The sequence below is a fragment of the Paenibacillus faecalis genome (assembly GCF_900289175.1).
GTDB classification, from domain to species: domain Bacteria; phylum Bacillota; class Bacilli; order Paenibacillales; family Paenibacillaceae; genus Paenibacillus_AQ; species Paenibacillus_AQ faecalis.
The window spans coordinates 3,522,357-3,539,784 of sequence record NZ_LT985747.1 but is presented as its reverse complement, the minus strand read 5'-3'; the positions used below and the strand labels follow the sequence as shown (position 1 = coordinate 3,539,784).

Annotated in this window: 16 protein-coding genes, 1 pseudogene and 1 CRISPR repeat array; of the genes and pseudogenes, 11 read left to right on the top strand and 6 right to left on the bottom strand. The window is 42.0% G+C overall.

The window, feature by feature from the left end:
* Positions 1–899: 899 nt before the first annotated feature.
* Both tnpA and C8268_RS16660 read left to right on the top strand, forming a co-directional pair.
* On the top strand, positions 900–1,298 hold the full coding sequence (gene tnpA, locus C8268_RS16665; protein ID WP_106768712.1) for an IS200/IS605 family transposase: 399 nt from the start codon (positions 900–902) through the stop codon (positions 1,296–1,298).
* An 11-nt stretch (positions 1,299–1,309) separates the two neighbouring features.
* Positions 1,310–2,163 (top strand): annotated as a pseudogene (locus C8268_RS16660) (RNA-guided endonuclease TnpB family protein).
* A 79-nt stretch (positions 2,164–2,242) separates the two neighbouring features.
* Here C8268_RS16660 and C8268_RS16655 read toward each other — a convergent pair.
* Positions 2,243–2,857, bottom strand: coding sequence for a hypothetical protein (locus C8268_RS16655; protein WP_106768711.1), 615 nt, complete (start codon positions 2,855–2,857; stop codon positions 2,243–2,245).
* Positions 2,858–3,349: 492 nt separating this feature from the next.
* Positions 3,350–3,856: a CRISPR direct-repeat array (repeat unit 32 nt; unit sequence GTCGCACCCTATGCGGGTGCGTGGATTGAAAT).
* A gap of 944 nt (positions 3,857–4,800) precedes the next feature.
* Here C8268_RS16655 and C8268_RS16650 point away from each other — a divergent pair.
* Positions 4,801–5,469: a helix-turn-helix transcriptional regulator gene (locus C8268_RS16650; RefSeq protein ID WP_234032854.1), complete on the top strand. Its 669-nt coding sequence runs from the start codon at positions 4,801–4,803 to the stop codon at positions 5,467–5,469.
* Between the two features lie 144 nt (positions 5,470–5,613).
* Here C8268_RS16650 and C8268_RS16645 read toward each other — a convergent pair whose 3' ends face one another.
* On the bottom strand, positions 5,614–6,057 hold the full coding sequence (locus C8268_RS16645) for a YrvL family regulatory protein (RefSeq protein WP_158702750.1): 444 nt from the start codon (positions 6,055–6,057) through the stop codon (positions 5,614–5,616).
* Between the two features lie 175 nt (positions 6,058–6,232).
* Here C8268_RS16645 and C8268_RS16640 point away from each other — a divergent pair, with 175 nt between their 5' ends.
* The 4 genes from C8268_RS16640 to C8268_RS16625 all read left to right on the top strand — a co-directional run bounded on the left by C8268_RS16640 (position 6,233) and on the right by C8268_RS16625 (position 9,349).
* Positions 6,233–6,580 carry a hypothetical protein gene (locus C8268_RS16640; protein ID WP_106768709.1) on the top strand — a complete coding sequence of 116 codons (348 nt, stop codon included), beginning with the start codon at positions 6,233–6,235 and terminating at the stop codon, positions 6,578–6,580.
* Positions 6,581–6,713: 133 nt separating this feature from the next.
* Positions 6,714–7,655, top strand: a complete 942-nt coding sequence (locus tag C8268_RS16635) for an aldo/keto reductase family protein (RefSeq protein ID WP_106768708.1) — start codon at positions 6,714–6,716, stop codon at positions 7,653–7,655.
* Positions 7,656–7,819: 164 nt separating this feature from the next.
* The gene (locus tag C8268_RS16630; RefSeq protein ID WP_106768707.1) at positions 7,820–8,290 is read left to right on the top strand and encodes a GNAT family N-acetyltransferase; all 471 of its coding nucleotides are present in this window, start codon (positions 7,820–7,822) and stop codon (positions 8,288–8,290) included.
* Positions 8,291–8,329: 39 nt separating this feature from the next.
* A complete protein-coding gene (locus tag C8268_RS16625; RefSeq protein ID WP_106769994.1) occupies positions 8,330–9,349 on the top strand; it encodes a DUF2332 domain-containing protein in 1,020 nt (339 codons plus the stop codon).
* Between the two features lie 44 nt (positions 9,350–9,393).
* On the opposite strand, the gene C8268_RS16620 is transcribed toward C8268_RS16625, so the two are convergent.
* The 4 genes from C8268_RS16620 to C8268_RS16605 form a co-directional block, all read right to left on the bottom strand.
* The gene (locus C8268_RS16620) at positions 9,394–10,617 is read right to left on the bottom strand and encodes a multidrug effflux MFS transporter (RefSeq protein WP_106768706.1); all 1,224 of its coding nucleotides are present in this window, start codon (positions 10,615–10,617) and stop codon (positions 9,394–9,396) included.
* Between the two features lie 191 nt (positions 10,618–10,808).
* On the bottom strand, positions 10,809–11,564 hold the full coding sequence (locus C8268_RS16615; protein WP_106768705.1) for a YheC/YheD family protein: 756 nt from the start codon (positions 11,562–11,564) through the stop codon (positions 10,809–10,811).
* A gap of 144 nt (positions 11,565–11,708) precedes the next feature.
* Positions 11,709–13,151 (bottom strand): DUF4179 domain-containing protein, encoded by a 1,443-nt coding sequence (locus C8268_RS16610; RefSeq protein ID WP_106768704.1) that lies wholly within the window; start codon positions 13,149–13,151, stop codon positions 11,709–11,711.
* Positions 13,111–13,644: an RNA polymerase sigma factor gene (locus C8268_RS16605; RefSeq protein WP_158702749.1), complete on the bottom strand. Its 534-nt coding sequence runs from the start codon at positions 13,642–13,644 to the stop codon at positions 13,111–13,113. The genes C8268_RS16610 and C8268_RS16605 overlap by 41 nt, the downstream gene beginning before the upstream one ends.
* 137 nt (positions 13,645–13,781) lie before the next feature.
* On the opposite strand from C8268_RS16605, the gene C8268_RS16600 reads away from it, so the two are divergent.
* From C8268_RS16600 to C8268_RS16585, 4 genes are all read left to right on the top strand, one after another.
* Positions 13,782–15,134: an MATE family efflux transporter gene (locus C8268_RS16600; RefSeq protein WP_106768702.1), complete on the top strand. Its 1,353-nt coding sequence runs from the start codon at positions 13,782–13,784 to the stop codon at positions 15,132–15,134.
* A gap of 179 nt (positions 15,135–15,313) precedes the next feature.
* Complete coding sequence (locus C8268_RS16595) at positions 15,314–15,790, top strand: RNA polymerase sigma factor (RefSeq protein ID WP_106768701.1); 477 nt, start codon at positions 15,314–15,316, stop codon at positions 15,788–15,790.
* Positions 15,787–16,992, top strand: a complete 1,206-nt coding sequence (locus C8268_RS16590; protein WP_106768700.1) for a hypothetical protein — start codon at positions 15,787–15,789, stop codon at positions 16,990–16,992. The genes C8268_RS16595 and C8268_RS16590 overlap by 4 nt, the downstream gene beginning before the upstream one ends.
* A gap of 18 nt (positions 16,993–17,010) precedes the next feature.
* Positions 17,011–17,208, top strand: coding sequence for a hypothetical protein (locus C8268_RS16585; protein WP_106768699.1), 198 nt, complete (start codon positions 17,011–17,013; stop codon positions 17,206–17,208).
* Positions 17,209–17,428 lie beyond the last annotated feature (220 nt).

Here is a 17,428-nt window from a genome sequence, read left to right as displayed (position 1 = left end):
GTTCATAAGATCGCATCGTACCAAGTATATCGAAAAATTTTTTTATATGCACTGTAGTTTAGTATCAACACACCAGTATCTGAATGTAATTTTCTGTATATATTATATATCAATTTTTTTATTGTCTCAAAATATTTTGGATAGAGATGTATGGTATGATTTATTCAGTTAGTGCCTTTTATTAAAAATTAGTGCTAATGTGAAGCGAACATGAATTTCCCGGGGATTCGCACCATAATTTCCATTAATAATTGGGTTTTATGTTAATTATTACAAAGTTGTTTATCTCCTAATGAGCTATTAATCTAACGTTTTTAAGGGAAAATACAATTTTTGACCTGTTTAGGTTTGAAAAATCGGAGTCGCACTCTATATGAGTGCGTGGATTGAAATTTTCCGGAATTATACTGCTAGCTGTTTTACAGCGTCGCACTCTATATGAGTGCGTGGATTGAAATCCAATCTGGCTCATTAGGTTTTGGGTCTGGTTTAGTCGCACTCTATATGAGTGCGTGGATGGAAGTAACAGTGGGTACTGGATCATAAATGTTGAACCCTGGCACTTGAATTTATGATAATTGCAGGGTGCGGTTTTTTACTAGTCCTTGAGCCCTTAATGAGGGCTATACACCTCAAAAAAACCGAAAAACTTTTTTTGAAAAACCCCCTCACCATTCATCTGAATTTGTTTTTTTGAACAAAAAATCCTCATCCTTGCTGAGGAATGAGGATTGCATTTTATCGTTTTCCGACAGAAGACTCCCACTTTAAGGAATGTGTAGGGCGTAGCCCAATGAGTAAGTGAGAGATGAATGTCAGTTAGGCGTAAGGCTAAAAGTTGTCTCTTTTTTACGCTATGATATAATCAGTCTTATACAAAAGAAAGGCTGATTATATCCATGAAATTAGATAGTAATAACCATTCAGTGTTCTTGATGTACTACCACCTTGTATTCGTTGTTAAATACCGTAGAAAAGTCTTTGACGACGAAATGTCTGACTATGCAAAAGATATGTTTATAAAATTAGGCAAGAAATACAACATATCATTAGTTGAATGGAATCATGATTTTGACCATATTCACATTCTATTCAAAGCACATCCAAACACTGAATTATCAAAATTCATTAATGCTTACAAGAGTGCAAGTTCTCGAATGATTAAAAAGGACTTTCCACAAGTAAGAAAAAAATTATGGAAAGAAATGTTTTGGTCAAGAAGTTTTTGTCTACTAACTACGGGTGGTTCTCCCATCAACATAGTTAAAAAGTATATCGAAAATCAAGGACTAAAGTGAGGTGAAAAGCAATGTTGGTCAACAAAGCATACAAATTCCGTATCTACCCAAACAAAGAACAAGAAATCTTAATCGCAAAGACTATTGGCTGTTCTCGTTTCGTATTTAATCGCTTTTTAGCACGTTGGAACGATACATATAAGGAAACAGGCAAAGGATTAACTTACAATTCATGTTCTGCCGAATTAACGCAGTTGTATCGATTCTTGCTGAAACAGAAGTGCAACCATTAGAAGAAACAGGTTCTTCTGTCGGTATTGACGTTGGTCTTAAAGATTTTGCGATTCTTTCGACAGGGCAAATATTTGGCAACCCTAAATGGTTTCGCACATTAGAAGAAAAACGAGTAAAAGAACAACGTATTCTGTCTAGACGACAGGAATTAGCAATAAAACGAAAATGTAAACTAGATGAAGCAAAGAACTATCAAAAGCAAAAACGTAAAGTAGCGCGTATTCACGAAAAAATAGCTAATGCAAGAACAGACTATTTGCAAAAAATCACTACAGAAATCATCAAAAACCACGATGTAATCGGTATCGAAGATTTGCAAGTGTCAAAAATGCTAAAAAACCACAAGTTAGCAAAAGCAATCAGTGAAGCATCATGGTCGCAATTTAGAACCATACTTGAGTACAAAGCAAAATGGTATGGCAAACAAGTAGTTGCTGTATCCAAAACATTTGCTTCCAGTCAACTTTGCTCGTGCTGTGGCTACCAAAATAAAGACGTTAAGAATCTCAACCTTCGTGAGTGGGATTGCCCTTCTTGTGGCACGCATCACGATAGAGATATTAACGCAGGACAAAATCTTAAAAACGAAGCTATAAGGCTTCTAACCGTAGGAACTACGGGGATAGCCTAATCAATAACTGGCGGTTACGCTGGTGTTCTTAGGAATCACCCACTTCAAACAGCTCGTAAGAGCGTTAAGTGGGGGTAGTTCAAAGATTAATGATCTTTACTAAGCCTGTTTCTTTTACATAAACGGTTTTGAATTGCTCTTGGTCGTTTGCATCTTTAAAAAGGATAATGCGTTTATTTCTATTGTCTTCAACAATATGAGCGCTATAGCCGGATAGATCTGTTTTAGCTGCTAATGTTTTATATTCAGGCAGTTGCGTAATTGTATTTGAAATTGATGCTTTTGTCTCCGGAGCTTCTTGTGTGTTTTTCGCAGTATTTTTTTGGATGTGGTCATTGAAGATTAATCCGCCGCGAAAATCAATGATTTTTAATCGGTCTTCTTTTTTAACGAACACGCTTTTGTAGCGCTCCTTACCGTTTACATCCGTTAGTATAATAACGCGATTATTCGGGTTGTTCTCAGTAATTCTTGAAGTGTAGTTTGATAAGTCAATTTCTGCAGCCAAAGTTTTATATTCAGGCAGTTTTTTTATATCCGATGTTAATTCATTTCCTTGTTCGATATTTTTATTGGAAGGGGAAGTTAAGGTCTTTTGTACGGATGTTTGTGCTTGATCTCCGCCGTTTGCTGCATACATTCCACCTGCAATTAACATGATGGCTCCCAATGCTGCTGCTAATAATGTTTTCATCTGCAATCTCTCCTCGTGGTCGGATATTTTTCTTACCCGATTTATTTTACAGGAGGTTTATGAGAATTCTCTGAGAAAACAAAAAAAGTTTTATTTAAGCGACAAATGCTTACTTTTGGAAAAATGGGGTACCATTATGCAATAACTGTTGTTGAATTCCTTCAAGCTATAGATCATACTTGGGGTATATAGCCCAATTCTCTATTGATACGGGATTTGTGCAAGAGACGTTTCAGCAGGGAGTCAAACAAAACTTATTCGGAAATTTTTTAAAATGTACCTTTTTGGTAGATAAAACGTGTATAAGAGCTGATGATTTTGAAGTGCGAATGTGAAGCGAACATGATTTTCCTGGGGGGTTCGCACCACTAAAATACCTTAATAAGTATATTTTTACAGATGAAGTAATTGTTTTTCGGGCTTTTTAGTCTGTTTTTGGGTGGGAATGATCTAAAATTCTGGTTTTTTGGGATGTTTTCCTCAAAAAACGGAGTCGCACCCTATGCGGGTGCGTGGATTGAAAACTGAACCCCGACTGATAAAGTAGTTGGCCATATCGTGTCGCCCCCTATGCGGGTGCGTGGATTGAAAACTGAACCCCGACTGATAAAGTAGTTGGCCATATCGTGTCGCCCCCTATGCGGGTGCGTGGAGTTGAAAAGTTCAAAGGCTAGTAAAATCGCAGCAGCAATATCGTCGCACCCTATGCGGGTGCGTGGATTGAAATCTGATTCTCCGATGACTCGGATGTTTCCGACACCGGAGTCGCACCCTATGCGGGTGCGTGGATTGAAATTCACATGAATACGACAATATCCAGTCCCAGCAATAGTCGCACCCTATGCGGGTGCGTGGATTGAAATGCATTTCTACCATACACATCCGCGAGTCCGTAAAATGGGTCGCACCCTATGCGGGTGCGTGGATTGAAATCGACAATATTAAAGGCGGTACGACTATTTTCGGAGTCGCACCCTATGCGGGTGCGTGGATTGAAATTATGCTAGAATAAGGTACGAGAACAGTTTTTAAAAGCTGCACCCTATACGGGTGCTCCGTTTGAAATCGCTACTTGAATCCCTAAAGGGATGATTTCTCTATTAGCCAATGCAGAAGGTTGATACTTTCACAGAATATTGGAGAAATGGTTACCAGATTTAGGGCTGTGTCATAAGTCGATTTATAATTTTCTAGCTCCTTTTAGAGTTGAATAAAAAAGGACCTTAATCTCTATGGTGGGATTGGAGGTCCTTTTTGCTTCATTTTTGGGACGCTCCCGTTTTATGCGAACACTTGGGAGACAGCGCAAATTGGTTTGGTTACAGTGAGAAAGGTTGTCACCTAGGCCAGACGATGATTTAGCCTGACATTTGTGCAAATAGAAGTAGAGACACGGAATCCCGCGCCTTCAAGACTTCGTTGCAAAAAATTCTATAAAATCCCATAAAATTCAACAGTTTTCATTTATTCTAAGCCAGTAATCACAAGTTGATATAGAAGAATGGTGATACAGTACTGCCCTGTATCGCCATTTTTATTGAAAAGCCAGTGTATTCCCGGCAAGATTATTTTTAAAACATTCTATATCCGTTTTAATTCATCTTAGGTTGAAGACCTACGATTCCTGCAGATGTCCTTCTTTTCGGATCGAGAAGTTTTAGGGGGTTACGAACTTACAGAAGTTGCTGGTTTAATGGATGGGACTTGCTTGGTTCGCACGCTTGCAAACAAGCTGAACAAAACTAAAGCAAGATTTAATGCAGCATAGCGTGATCCAAAAATACTTTTCGAAGAAGACAACCTGTTCACCTTCCATCATGTATTCTAAGTATTTGTCGTCGTATCCGGATAGACTTTTCATTTTGACTTTGTCAATATTTTTCTTTATAATCCTGGTGTAATAACTATTCTGTATCGTTTAATCCAATCTGTAGGTGAATGAAATGAAAAAGATGAAATCGCCCGCTAAAGAAGGTTCTGAAAGAACTAGAAGATCCATCGTCAAGCTACTCAAACATAACGGATCGATGGATGCGCTCTCATTGGCGAACGAGCTTGGGCTTACCGGGATGGCGGTTCGGCAGCATTTATACAGTCTTCAAGAACAAGAGTTGGTTACCTATAAAGAAGAACCGAGGACGATGGGACGGCCTGCGAAAATGTGGTCTTTGACATCGGAAGCAAATCGGCTATTTCCGGACGGATATGCCGATCTTACGATCAACTTGATCGATTCCATGAAAGAAGCTTTCGGAGAGGAAGGCCTGAACAAATTGCTGGACATTCGCAACCAGAAACAGATTGTGGATTACCAGGGAAAGGTGCCGGCAAATCTACCGCTGAAGGAAAGATTGTTGATTTTCGCGGAAGCTCGAACGTCTGAAGGGTACATGTCTGAGGTTGTAGAGAACTCTGACGGTTCCTTTGATTTTGTGGAGAAGCATTGCCCGATTTGCGAGGCAGCGAAAGCTTGTTCACGTCTTTGCAAGAAGGAAATGGAGATGTTTCAGCATGTCATTGGTGATGATGTTGAGATCACAAGAGGCGACCATATTTTAAAGGGCGATATCCGTTGTGTGTATTTGATTAGTCCGAAGAAGGCTCCGGTGTAATATTGCATAGTCAAGGTAAACGGCTTTACCGTCTTTGACGGGCACAGCTTACGTTTCACGAAAGAAATCTAAGATTAAAGGGCCGTGCCAAACTTATACTTTCTGACGAATTGAAGAAAACGCCCGATTTCGGGCGTTTTTGAATCATTTTTTTGATTTCGTGTCAGTGGCAAGATCCAGGAAAGCAATTATTAAAGACAGAATGACCTCCGTATGCACCATTAGTTTAATCGATCGAAAAAGCTCATCAAGTATAGAGATCATAGCCCAGTTGACAAAGAAGGATATCAGTAAGAAATGGATAGCGACTTGGGCGTGACTCCATTTTTTTGACGTGTTCATGAATGTAACGCATATTTTAACAAACAAATCACCTATTATGGCGAACAAAAAATACGCTAAGACAAACCAAAGAAGAGACCACAGTGAAGTATACTCGACACCGAGTAAACGAAATAAACCTAATATGCCAAAATAAAAGGCTGCGATGACAATAGCAATAGCTCCTGCAATGAGCAAGGTGATTGTCGCAATAACCAAAAACTTGGTACCCCACGATTCTTCCTTGAAAGATTTTTTGTTATCCACTTCTATTCTCCTCAAAAATTAAGAGTCTTTCTTTTATACGCTTCTGTTCAAGGATTGTTTCATATTTTCATTTAAGGAAAAAGAAGGAGACGATAGCCGAACTGTATACCTCCATTCTCAATCCTAATTTCACGCTTTTCGCATATACATGGTATGGAGAGGAGTGTGATTTGGTATGGAGACAGCATTAAAGCGATACTATCAATTAAAGCAAAAGCAGAAAGAAATTGAACAGGAATTAACAGAGTTGAGGAGAGTGGTCATTGATTATTGTCAAGAGCATGATATATCCGATCTGGAGGCAGGTGGCTATAGAGCTAAAATTGTTCTCCAGGAACGACGAGAATATGACGATAACAAGCTGTATGAAGCGTTTTCTGATCTTGAATTGTGGCGGCTGCTTTCGAAGCCGGACCCTTCTAAAATCGCTGGCCTGGTCACATTGAATGTCATTTCAGAAGAAAAGATTAAAGATACATATTCGAGCAAAAGCGTATCCTTGCTGCATGTAAAGAAAAAGTGAATGCTAAAGGCTTTTTCTCATCATAGCTTAGTGGTATAAGTGTGTGCGATAATAGTGGAAGCACGTAAAAATAACGACTTGGAATTGGAACAACATATTCGAAAAAGTCGCATGACGATGAGGAGGATGCTGGATGGAATATCGTAGACTTGGCGCAAGCGGATTGAAGGTCAGTGAGATCAGTCTGGGAAGCTGGCTTACTTACGGTGGATATGTAGAACGGGAAAATGCTGTTCAAGCTATTAAAACCGCTTATGACCTTGGCATTAATTTTTTTGACACGGCGAATGTATATGAGAACGGGGCAGCTGAAGTTTTAGTTGGTGAAGCGTTAAAGGCTTATCCGCGTGAATCATATGTGCTCGCTACAAAAGCTTTTTGGCCGATGGGAGACGGTCCGAATGACCGTGGTCTGTCACGCAAGCATATTATGGAGCAGGCTCATGCCAGCTTGAAGCGGCTCGGCCATGATTATGTCGATATTTTTTACTGCCATCGTCATGATCCGGAAACACCGCTTGAAGAAACGCTGCGAGCGCTGGATGATCTTGTCCGTCAAGGGAAAGTGCTTTATGTAGGCGTTAGCGAGTGGAAGGCTTCCCAGATCGCTGAAGCGATGAGGGTGGCAGATCGCTACTTGCTGGATCGGATTGTCGTGAATCAGCCTATTTACAATATGTTTGAACGCTATATTGAAGAAGAAGTGATGCCGCTTAGCGAGAGCCTTGGTGTTGGGCAAGTTGTGTTCTCCCCGCTGGCACAGGGTTTGCTGACAGGAAAGTACCTTTCGGCATCGGATATTCCGGAGGGCAGCCGCGCCGCGAAGCTGGAATGGATGCGTAAAGGCATTACCGAAGAGAAGATTGCCAAGGTTAAAGAGCTGGCGGTCATCGCGGAGGAACTGGATATGACCGTAGGTAATCTGGCGCTAGCCTGGATTTTGAGTCATTCGAATGTGGCCAGCGCCCTTGTAGGTGCAAGCCGCCCGGAGCAGGTCATTGAGAATGCGAAGGCAGCCGGTGTAAAGCTGAGCGAAGATATTTTAAACCGAGTTGAAGAGGTTCTCAAGGCGTGAGTTGGTGTTAATGAAATGCTCGGATAGAAGCTTGGCTATTGAAATAGGTGCCTTCTGATGTAATCAGGGGGCATTAATTTTATATCCTCTTTCAAGATGAACTACGACACCGTACTCGTAACTACGATTCATAAAATTTATAGCAAAAGGATGAAGGCAACAGGATGATACGTTCGTTTAGATTAGATGATATAGATTACATCATTCATTCGCATTATGATCTTTTTAACAAGGAGTTCAATTACGATTTGTCGTTCCGGGAATTTGTTGCAGAGCGAGTAAAAGGCATTGTGGACAGGTCTGATCGCAAAGAAAACATTTGGATTTTGGATATCGAAGGAAAACAAAGCGGTTCAATATGTATTACAAAGGTGAATGAGGAAACCGCTCAATTAGGTTTATTTCTTGTTGATCCTGATATACGAGGTGCTGGCTATGGGCAGCAGTTGATCCAAACGGCCTTGGATTTCTGTAAGGAACTTGGTTTTAAAAGCATCATTCTCTGGACGAATACCGAACACGTATCCGCAAGACGGATGTATGAGCAAAATGGTTTTGAGTTAAAGGAGACACGAACCGAAACACTTTCTAACAAACAATTAATCGAGGAGAAGTGGGAGTTAATCATAGCGTGACCCACTCATTATTTCCCGAGAAGGAGGGCGTCAATGACCATGGATAAAAACCAATTATCGAAGCGGTTCATTCGATTCGCGGAGGAATGTCAATCATCCAGTACGTTGTACGAGCACTTATCTCATCACATCGCCCACGATGAAGATTTACTCGAATTAAGCTCCTATGCACAAAAAGGTCAGCCGGTTCCGAATTTGTTCTTTGCGGCAGTCCATTACCTATTGTTGAACGGAAAGGAGCATAAACTGAAACAATATTACCCCAGTCTCGTAAAACAACCGGAAACGGAAGGTGTATTTGCTTATTTTAAAGATTTTTGCCTTACTTACAGCGCTGAAATCATCCCCCTTCTGAAGCATAAACTCGTACAGACTAATGAGGTCAGGCGCTGTGCGTATTTGTATCCGTCTTTTTGCTATATTTACGATCAGGTGAAAAAGCCGCTGGCCTTAATTGAGATAGGAACGAGCTCAGGCCTGCAGCTGCTGTGGGATCAATATAGTTATTCTTACGGAACAGGAATCACTTATGGAAATCTGAAGTCGGGAGTTCACATCACTTCCGAGATCAGAGGGAGCTTCTCTCCGTTGCTGTTAAATACGTCTCCACCGGTATCAGACAGAATTGGCGTCGACCTGCATGTGAATGACGTATTAAATCCAGAAGACATGAAGTGGCTTCAGGCGTTGATATGGCCGGAGCATCGAGAAAGACGCGAATTGCTCATACAAGCATCGCAATGTGCAGAGCAAACGCCTGTCCGACTGATTGAAGGAGATGGAGTTGCGATGCTCCCGCAGTTATGTGATCAGATATCTCCAGACTCTCTAATCTGTGTCTTCCATACTCATGTGGCTAACCAAATTCCGGCAGAGGGCAAGAAAAGATTGATGGATACGATTCAAGAGATAGGCAACACCAGAGATATTGCCCACCTGTACAATAATATAAATGATGGCGATCTCCATCTCGATTACATACTAAATAAAAAAGTGCATAACCATACGATTGGAGCGACAGAAGGCCATGGCAAATGGTTTGAGTGGAACATAGAATAAGCGATCTTTAAACGCTTTACATGATCTATAGACTCTTATATACCTCATTCAGTGGTTGATACCACTTTGTTGTTTTTCGAAACGAGCAGTAAATAGCACAGTATCGCCCCTAGATCAGCACCGATGATGACCAGCCCCATGGGAATCGCTGTTCCGCTGCCCATAATGCCTACAAGCGGCATGATCAAAGCACCCAAAATATAAGAAAGCAGCCCTAGCAGCGCAGAAGCACTTCCTGCAGCATGTCCGTAATTTTGCAATGCCAATGAAGCCCCTGCTGTGTTGACGATACCGACACTGGCAACGACGATAAAGAGCGATGGGAGTATAAAGGCAAGTCCTGCTTCGCTTACAATCGCCAAGAGAAGATTAAGGCCGCCAATGGAAGCCAGTGTAATACCGGAGCGAAACAATACTCGTTCATGCACTCGGCCAGCAAGCCTTCCTGTCATTTGGCTGGCAATGATAATGCCGATACCGTTTACCGCAAAGATAATTCCAAAGGATTGAGGCGACACGCCAAAAATGTCCTGCAGCACAAAAGGAGAACCTGAAATATAAGCAAACATCGCTGCACTCACAAAACCTTGGCATAAAGCGAGACTTATAAACCTTCGATCACGAATCAAAGCTCCAAATGTGGATAATGTGCTGGAAATACCGCCTTTGGAGCGTTTTTCCCGGCTTAACGTTTCAGGAAGCCCAAACAATACGGCAAGAAGCATAGCAGCTCCTATAAAAGTCAATACGATGAAGACCCCGCGCCAAGAGGTGAACTTCAGCAACTGTCCTCCAATAATCGGAGAGAGGATAGGCGCTGCTCCATTCACGAGCATGAGCATTGAGAAAAATTTGGTTAGCTCCGTGCCGGAGTACATATCTCTAACAATGGCTCTTGAAATCACAATGCCTGCCGATCCGGCAAGGCCTTGAATAAAGCGAAAGGCGATCAACATTTCAATCGATGTGCTAAAAGCACATAGTAAAGAGGCAGCTCCATAGACGACCATTCCGATCAGCAGTGGAAAGCGTCTTCCCCGTATATCACTCAAGGGACCTGACAGCAGCTGCCCGGCAGCAAGTCCAATGAGGCAGGCGGTCAGACTGAGCTGCGCAAGTGACGTTGTTGTATTCATGGACCCGGCCAATTCCGGCAGGGAAGGTAAATACATGTCTAATGAAAGAGGCCCAAAAGCCGACAACGAGCCCAGGATCAGAATCATCCGCAGTCGGCTTTTGCTTGGTTTATGATGGATCACGGTTTTCATGAATGGTCCGAACCTTTCCTTTCTGTATAAATGTACACATCTATAGACATTAGCACAAAAAGGAACGATATGGCGACAAAAATATATTTGGCAAAACAGGCTGTACAGCATAAAAAAGAGCGGGTATAAAGGAGCACATGCTCCTTAAATACCGCTCTTTCAAACGTTGGAAACTTGCTCTTATTGCTTGTTTACTTTGTTCGTCCATACTGTTTGCTAAAGGAAAGAAGCCGATGATATAAGCTTTTGTCTTTCAAATATTTAGTCGGATAAAACTGAGGCCTTGTATTGACCTCCAAAATCCAAGGCTTGCCGTTTTGATCTAAAGCAACGTCCAGGCCGAGTTCTTTGAAGCCTTTGTAATGCCGATCGAAGTTTTTTCCTACGGAAACACCGAGCTGTTTCAGTTTTTCCTCCATGAACTGAACGGAGGGTTGGTTATACCCTGAACCGGCCATTGTTTTTTGGAAATAATCAACCGAACCGCCTTGATTGTAATTTGTCGCGACTTTGTTCGGTTTACCAACCTTTGTAAACATCCCGGTGCTTACCCAGTTTCCTTGGTTATTCTTTTGAACCATGACCCGAATATCAAAGGGTCTTCCGTTACTTTTGGCCAGGCGAATCCCTTTTTGCAGCAGAAAATCTCTTTTACCCGCAAACCGTTTTAGCTCCTTATACAGTTTGTCTTCTGTCTTATAAGTGGTTTTAGAGCTATTATACTGGGTTTGATACCCGTTTTTCTTTTTTTTGATACGGATGATTTTATTGCCGCCGGAGCCGCTTGTCGGTTTGAAGAAAACAATGGAATGCGAGGAGAGCATGGATGTCAGGTTGCCTTTATTGAAGGGAAGTGTTGCCGGTACATATTGCCGTAAATGTTCTTCCTTCAGAAGCCACTTGGTTTTTTTCCATTTGCTCTTAATGGTGCTGCTTTTATAAGTCATGGCCAAACTGGCCTCCTCTTTTTTTCCAATATACGTATGGCTCCGGGAGCTTGTCACCGCATCTGCCTAGCTTAATGAACCCTACTTTTAAAAATGAGACTGTGTTTTCATTTTATATCTCGATCTAGAAGCTCTTTTATCTATTTATGGAACAGGGATTGTCATTTCCAGTTCCTTTGGAAAAACAGGTTTTTGGTATTCATGCGTGATAAAGACAGGCTGTTGATCTGGACTCATAGCAGGAAATTCGGTGACGTACATATTATTTTGGGCGTCAACCAACTTCGTATTGGTTTCTGTGTCTGGAATGATGTGTATATCCCATGGTTTAAAGTCGTATTCTTTCTCCAAATCTTCCATGATCAGCTCGGCTTGATGAAGGGGGTCATGCCCCTCTTTTGTATAGTGTACGACTGTTTTGTCCTTTAAGTGCTCTACTTTTGTAACCAGCAGGCGGCCTAATTCTCCTTGAGGAATCACTAGAGGCTGAGCATCTGATGGCTCATGTTCCATCGGAACTTTGATCCCATACTTTGTAACATCCCCGTGTAAGTATGGACGGAACGTGATGGACTTCGGTGTAACACTCGGCAATTCAAAAAGAAAAGTCCCTGTCTGGATATGCGTTTCGTCTTCCACATAGCCATTTCCGCGCATACTAATGCTTTTTAATTCAATACCCGTGTTGGTAAAGGCCTGAATGTTATACATCGGGTCTTGTGCTTTGGATGCCGGGCGCCGATATTCGAACTCAACATCCATCGAACCTGGTTTAAAGCTTATTTTTTTAATGAGCAAGCTGGTTTCTCCATCGGTTGCACTCATCATAGGCAGCCATGTTTTGATGTTGGAGACGGTCTTTTTAACGGGGATTGAAAAGTCCCATTGTCCCTGAACTCCTGCCACAGCGTTTACTTCGATTCCTAGCTCGAATTCATCTGGCAGCTTTTGATAGAAAGAATCCAAAGTAATTTCTCCTGCTGAAGTTTTGCTATCGATTGGAAAAGGGCCGCTTCCGCCTATGAAACCGTTATAATTTTTGCTTTCGCTTGCAGAAGGGCCGCTTGCGAACTTGGGACTGGTATAAGGTTTGCCGTCAATCTTGAATTGGATTTCTTCCAAAGGGCCGCCCTGATTGGAAAATTGGCCCTCTGTCTGCTGTATATAACCGATGGAGAGGCGGTCGCCATCATACATCACTTCCTGAATTTGCAGTGTGATTCCGTTGTCGTGCACACTTTGTCCGACATGAGCGGTCATTCCTTTTTCAGACGCTGTCTTTAAATTGTAAGAATCGTGAACATATTGGAATACGGAGCCTACGAGCGGAATTTCTTGCAGTACCGAAGCCATAACCGGAGAGGCAAAACCGCTGCCGATTACAATTGCAAAAGCTGCGACACTTCCTGCTATCGTAAATGCCAATCGGCGTGAAAGCGGGTGTGAACGTTTGTTATGAACCATGCCGCGCTTGGTTGTTCGATCACGATTTGCAATATGGTTTTGGACTTGCTGCATTACTTGATCTACATCTGTCTCGATAGATTCATAGGAACGTTTTGCATTCTGGATCTGTTTGTCGATCATGAGTTTCTGCCTCCTTTAATGATAGTTTCAATCGGGCTCTTCCTCGTGCCAATCTTGATTTTACGGTTCCTGTTGGAACATCGGTAATATTTGCGATTTGCTGGACGCTCAGATCTTCAAAATAGTGAAGGACGATAGGAATACGCATCATCTCCGGCAACTTTAAAATTGCTTCATACATTTCGTCACGAGTGGATAAACGCAAAATGGTCTCTTCCGTACTTGAAGAAAATCGTTCCGGAAGAAGGTTTGTGACGATCTCACGAAAACTCCGACGCCTCGCCATTTTACATTCGTTAATGACGATTTTCGCCAGCCATGGAAAAGGATCTCGCAGTTCATCGAACGTTTCCATCGCGTAATACGCCTTGATAAATCCGTCCTGGACCCGATCATCCGCTTCAGCTTTGCTATGAGTCAAGGTATACGCAAGTCTGTGCAGACGGTTTGTATATTTTACCATCCAGTCTCTTAATCTTTCTTCCTGATCCACCAATCTCACGCTCCTTTCACATGTAATATGCAGGTCAGCTGCTTTCGGTTCCCGGGTAGGGTACTGATTATTTGATAGAGTTCGTATATATTGGATAAGAATGCACATTAAAAATGATAAAGAAGGTATTTCAGATCATGAGTTTATTGATACGCGAGAAGACGTTTTACAAAAGTTTCTTTTGGCTGACGCTGATTATCGGACTGCAGAACATTATAGCTCTTGGAGTCAATCTATCAGATAATCTGATGCTTGGCGGATACAGCGAGTCAGCATTGTCCGGCGTGGCGCTTGCGAACCAGATTCAATTTCTGCTCCAGATGCTTGTGATGGGAGCGGGTGAGGGCGTTGTTATCATGGCATCAAGATTTTGGGGCGCGAAAGATATCGGAACGATCAAAAAGGTTTCCAGCATCGGTATGAGCTTGGCCATCGTGTTGAGCATATTGTTATGGGCCGTGGTATTTTTCTTTCCGCACGCTACTCTTTCAATATTTACGAATGGGGAAAGCGTTATTGATGAAGGGGCCAAATATTTGCAGATCATATGCTTTTCCTATGTATTCTTTGCAATAACAAGCCTTCTGCTCGCTACTTTGCGCAGTGTAGAGACGGTCAAAGTCGGATTTATCGTATCGTTGTCTACCCTTGTGATCAATGTCGTGTTGAACTATGTGCTCATTTACGGACATTTTGGATTTCCGGAGCTCGGAGTCAAAGGTTCTGCGATCGCAACGTTAATAGCGAGAATGATTGAAACAGCTATTGTTTGTGTGTACATCAAGAAATATGACCGAAAAATTTTGCTGAAACTGAAGGATTTCTTCCATATCGATCTTAACTTGTTTAAACAGTACATTAAAGTCGGCTCACCAATACTGTTGTCCAATATGATCTGGGGACTTGCCATGGGAGCGCAAACCGCCATTCTCGGGAATATGGGTGAGGCCGTGATCGCGGCTAACAGTATTGCAACGACGATATTCCAGCTGGTGACGGTTGTCATCTATGCTTCAGCCAGCGCAACCGCCGTTCTGATCGGCAAAACGATCGGGGAAGGTCATGTTGAAAAGATCAAAGCCTATGCCAAGACACTTCAGATTCTTTATATATTTCTCGGCTTGTGCACAGGCGCGGTTTTATTTATTCTCAAGGACTATGTATTAGGGTTTTACACTATCTCTATTGAAGCGAAGGAGCTCGCTCTGCAATTTATGACTGTATTATCGATTACCGTTGTCGGAAGCGCATATCAAATGCCAGCGCTGACAGGTATTGTACGCGGAGGCGGAGATACGAAATTTGTTCTGTACAATGATTTGATTTTTATGTGGCTGATCGTTCTTCCGTTCTCATTCCTTAGCGCATTTGTATGGCATCTATCGCCGCTGGCTACATTTATTTTTCTCAAATCAGACCAGATCTTGAAATGCTTTGTAGCTATCGTTAAAGTGAACCGCTTTAAATGGATTCGATCGTTTGGATCATAATTACATAGAAGAAAAAGATAACGTATGTTAACCCTAACATGGGTTGGCGTACGTTTTTTTATGGTATCCCTTCCATATTACTGACTTTTTGTAAAAAAGTTTTTTGAATCCATCAGTTTGCCTTCGTCAAACGTTATATCAACGAGAGAAGATAAAACGTAAAGTTGAGAGGTTGGCTAATGGAAATATGTGATCTTTACGAAAATCTGAAAGCTGATGTATACCGTTATGCCAGATCCCTTGTTAAGAATGAGTTTGAAGCTGAAGATCTGGTTCAGGATGCTTTTATGAAAGCCATGAATGAGCCAAAGCTGGCAGGTTTGCCTGTGCACAAGCAAAAATCCTGGTTTTTCAGAGTCATTAAAAATCGCATGATTGATATTAGCCGACGGGAGAAGCGGTTTGTATCTTGGGAGGAGGATAGGGACCTAGACGCAGCTACGTTTTTTCCTGTTTCAAGCAGCAATATCGAAATGACAGAATGGCTCGCGCGCCTTCCGCCTTCACAGAGTGATATTGTGTTCAAACGATACTGGCTTGGCATGTCCAGTCAGGAAATCGGGAAACAGCTTGGCATTCCTGCGGCAACCGTTCGTTACAAACTGCAGACGGCCATCAAAAAGCTCAAAAAATTATGGGAGGATGATATGAGATGAGTAAGGTGATTGGGAATGTTGGACTGTTGGATCTTACACAAGCAACAGAGGAAAGTGTGAGAAGCATTGATCGAATTGGTAACATAGGGGCTGTTATATACCGGGCAGAAACGGCTCACTTACTAACTCTTCTGAAAAATGCCGGAAATATCGGCAAAACACTAGAAATACCGAAGGACCATCGTTATTACAGTGGGATGCTTTATTTAAATGAAGAATACTTTAAGCTTATGGAGCCAGACAGTGTATTTGTTAAAGGGGTCGTTTTCATCGATCAGCAAGTAACACTTGAGACGTTCCAGCAAGGAAAATTGCAGCTGGCTGTATATGGTGAAGTTTACACACCTCAGCACTTGGCCGGGGCGGTTACATCGTCACTCCTTAAAGCAGGAGCAGCCCATGCTGAAATTGTTTCGTATACATCGATGCCTCGGTTTGAATCCGGGACATTCCAGCTGACAAATACCTTTTTTGCTTCAGCCTTAGAACCGGTCAATCTGGTTGTTAATGGGGTGTTGGAGCTAGATAGAAATTTGGATATGGAACGGTTTGCAGCAAGGACGGAATATATCCGGATTAACGGAAAGGCGATAATTTATGAAGAGCAATCTTCTTGTTTTTATGAAAATCTGAAAAGTATAAATGGAATGGTTGAAGTCATTCCTGCCGGTTTTCAACATTTGACCAAGCCTCTTCGGCTGAATGCCCGCACGATCCGACGATTTAAAAATGAAAAGTTATACACGCACGATCCGATCATGATCGAAGCCGATGTATCCCGGGAAGCTTTAAGCAGCGCGATAGCACAGATCAAATCCACTTCATTGATTATTTGCAGTGAGGATGTAGAGGACCTGATGTGGGAGAGATGCTGTGACTTGAATACGGAAATCGTAAGTTATGAGCAGGCCTATGTGTTTATTGCCGGGGAGGAGACGTGGTCGAAGGATCAGCTATTGGCTATGGATCATCCTGTCAATTTTATTGTGGACGGTACACTGAATCTGGACGATGACGTGACAGAGGAAGTGTTAAAGGATAGTGTTCATTCCATTGACTTATTTGGTGAAATAGTCGTTGCAGAGCAACGAATGAAGGGCGTATTATACCGGTATTTAAGAGCTGATACAGGTGTGATTAGATTGAAGGGGATGGATGAAAAAATGGAGGGCATTGGTAATATCGGTATGTTGACGCTGTAAGGAAATGAGGGGTGAGCCTTGCATAACATTAATGAGGATATAGTTAAACAGCATTTGAACGAGATTCATCAGGAAATGGAACGCTACATTTTATTACAGCAAGCTCGGAATTCTCGCAATCAATTAACTGCACTATCGGTTAGTGACACAAAACCAGCAGGAAAATGGAGATCACTGCTTGAAAGCATTATGATGATGGGACGAAGAATGTTTTGAGGGAACGAAACTTAACGGTTTCAAGGGGATGTCTTTTTCTTAATGAAGGGTCAACCAGAGCACACCTGGTTGGCCTTTTAATGATTCTATGGTGGTGAAAAAAATTAGGAAATTCAGGGGCAAGAGCGATTGTAAGGACGATTCGTACTCGAAGCGTCATTGAATCCCCCTCTACATATTGACATAGAAAAATATAACGTGTTAAATAAAAGTAGTGTTG

What these genes read in the sequence shown, in the direction of transcription:
- tnpA (WP_106768712.1), top strand. Translation starts at nt 900, where the DNA reads ATGAAATTAGATAGTAATAACCATTCAGTGTTCTTGATGTACTACCAC.
- C8268_RS16655 (WP_106768711.1), bottom strand. Translation starts at nt 2,857, where the DNA reads ATGAAAACATTATTAGCAGCAGCATTGGGAGCCATCATGTTAATTGCA.
- C8268_RS16650 (WP_234032854.1), top strand. Translation starts at nt 4,801, where the DNA reads ATGAAAAAGATGAAATCGCCCGCTAAAGAAGGTTCTGAAAGAACTAGA.
- C8268_RS16640 (WP_106768709.1), top strand. Translation starts at nt 6,233, where the DNA reads ATGGAGACAGCATTAAAGCGATACTATCAATTAAAGCAAAAGCAGAAA.
- C8268_RS16635 (WP_106768708.1), top strand. Translation starts at nt 6,714, where the DNA reads ATGGAATATCGTAGACTTGGCGCAAGCGGATTGAAGGTCAGTGAGATC.
- C8268_RS16630 (WP_106768707.1), top strand. Translation starts at nt 7,820, where the DNA reads ATGATACGTTCGTTTAGATTAGATGATATAGATTACATCATTCATTCG.
- C8268_RS16625 (WP_106769994.1), top strand. Translation starts at nt 8,330, where the DNA reads ATGGATAAAAACCAATTATCGAAGCGGTTCATTCGATTCGCGGAGGAA.
- C8268_RS16620 (WP_106768706.1), bottom strand. Translation starts at nt 10,617, where the DNA reads ATGAAAACCGTGATCCATCATAAACCAAGCAAAAGCCGACTGCGGATG.
- C8268_RS16615 (WP_106768705.1), bottom strand. Translation starts at nt 11,564, where the DNA reads ATGACTTATAAAAGCAGCACCATTAAGAGCAAATGGAAAAAAACCAAG.
- C8268_RS16610 (WP_106768704.1), bottom strand. Translation starts at nt 13,151, where the DNA reads ATGATCGACAAACAGATCCAGAATGCAAAACGTTCCTATGAATCTATC.
- C8268_RS16600 (WP_106768702.1), top strand. Translation starts at nt 13,782, where the DNA reads ATGAGTTTATTGATACGCGAGAAGACGTTTTACAAAAGTTTCTTTTGG.
- C8268_RS16595 (WP_106768701.1), top strand. Translation starts at nt 15,314, where the DNA reads ATGGAAATATGTGATCTTTACGAAAATCTGAAAGCTGATGTATACCGT.
- C8268_RS16590 (WP_106768700.1), top strand. Translation starts at nt 15,787, where the DNA reads ATGAGTAAGGTGATTGGGAATGTTGGACTGTTGGATCTTACACAAGCA.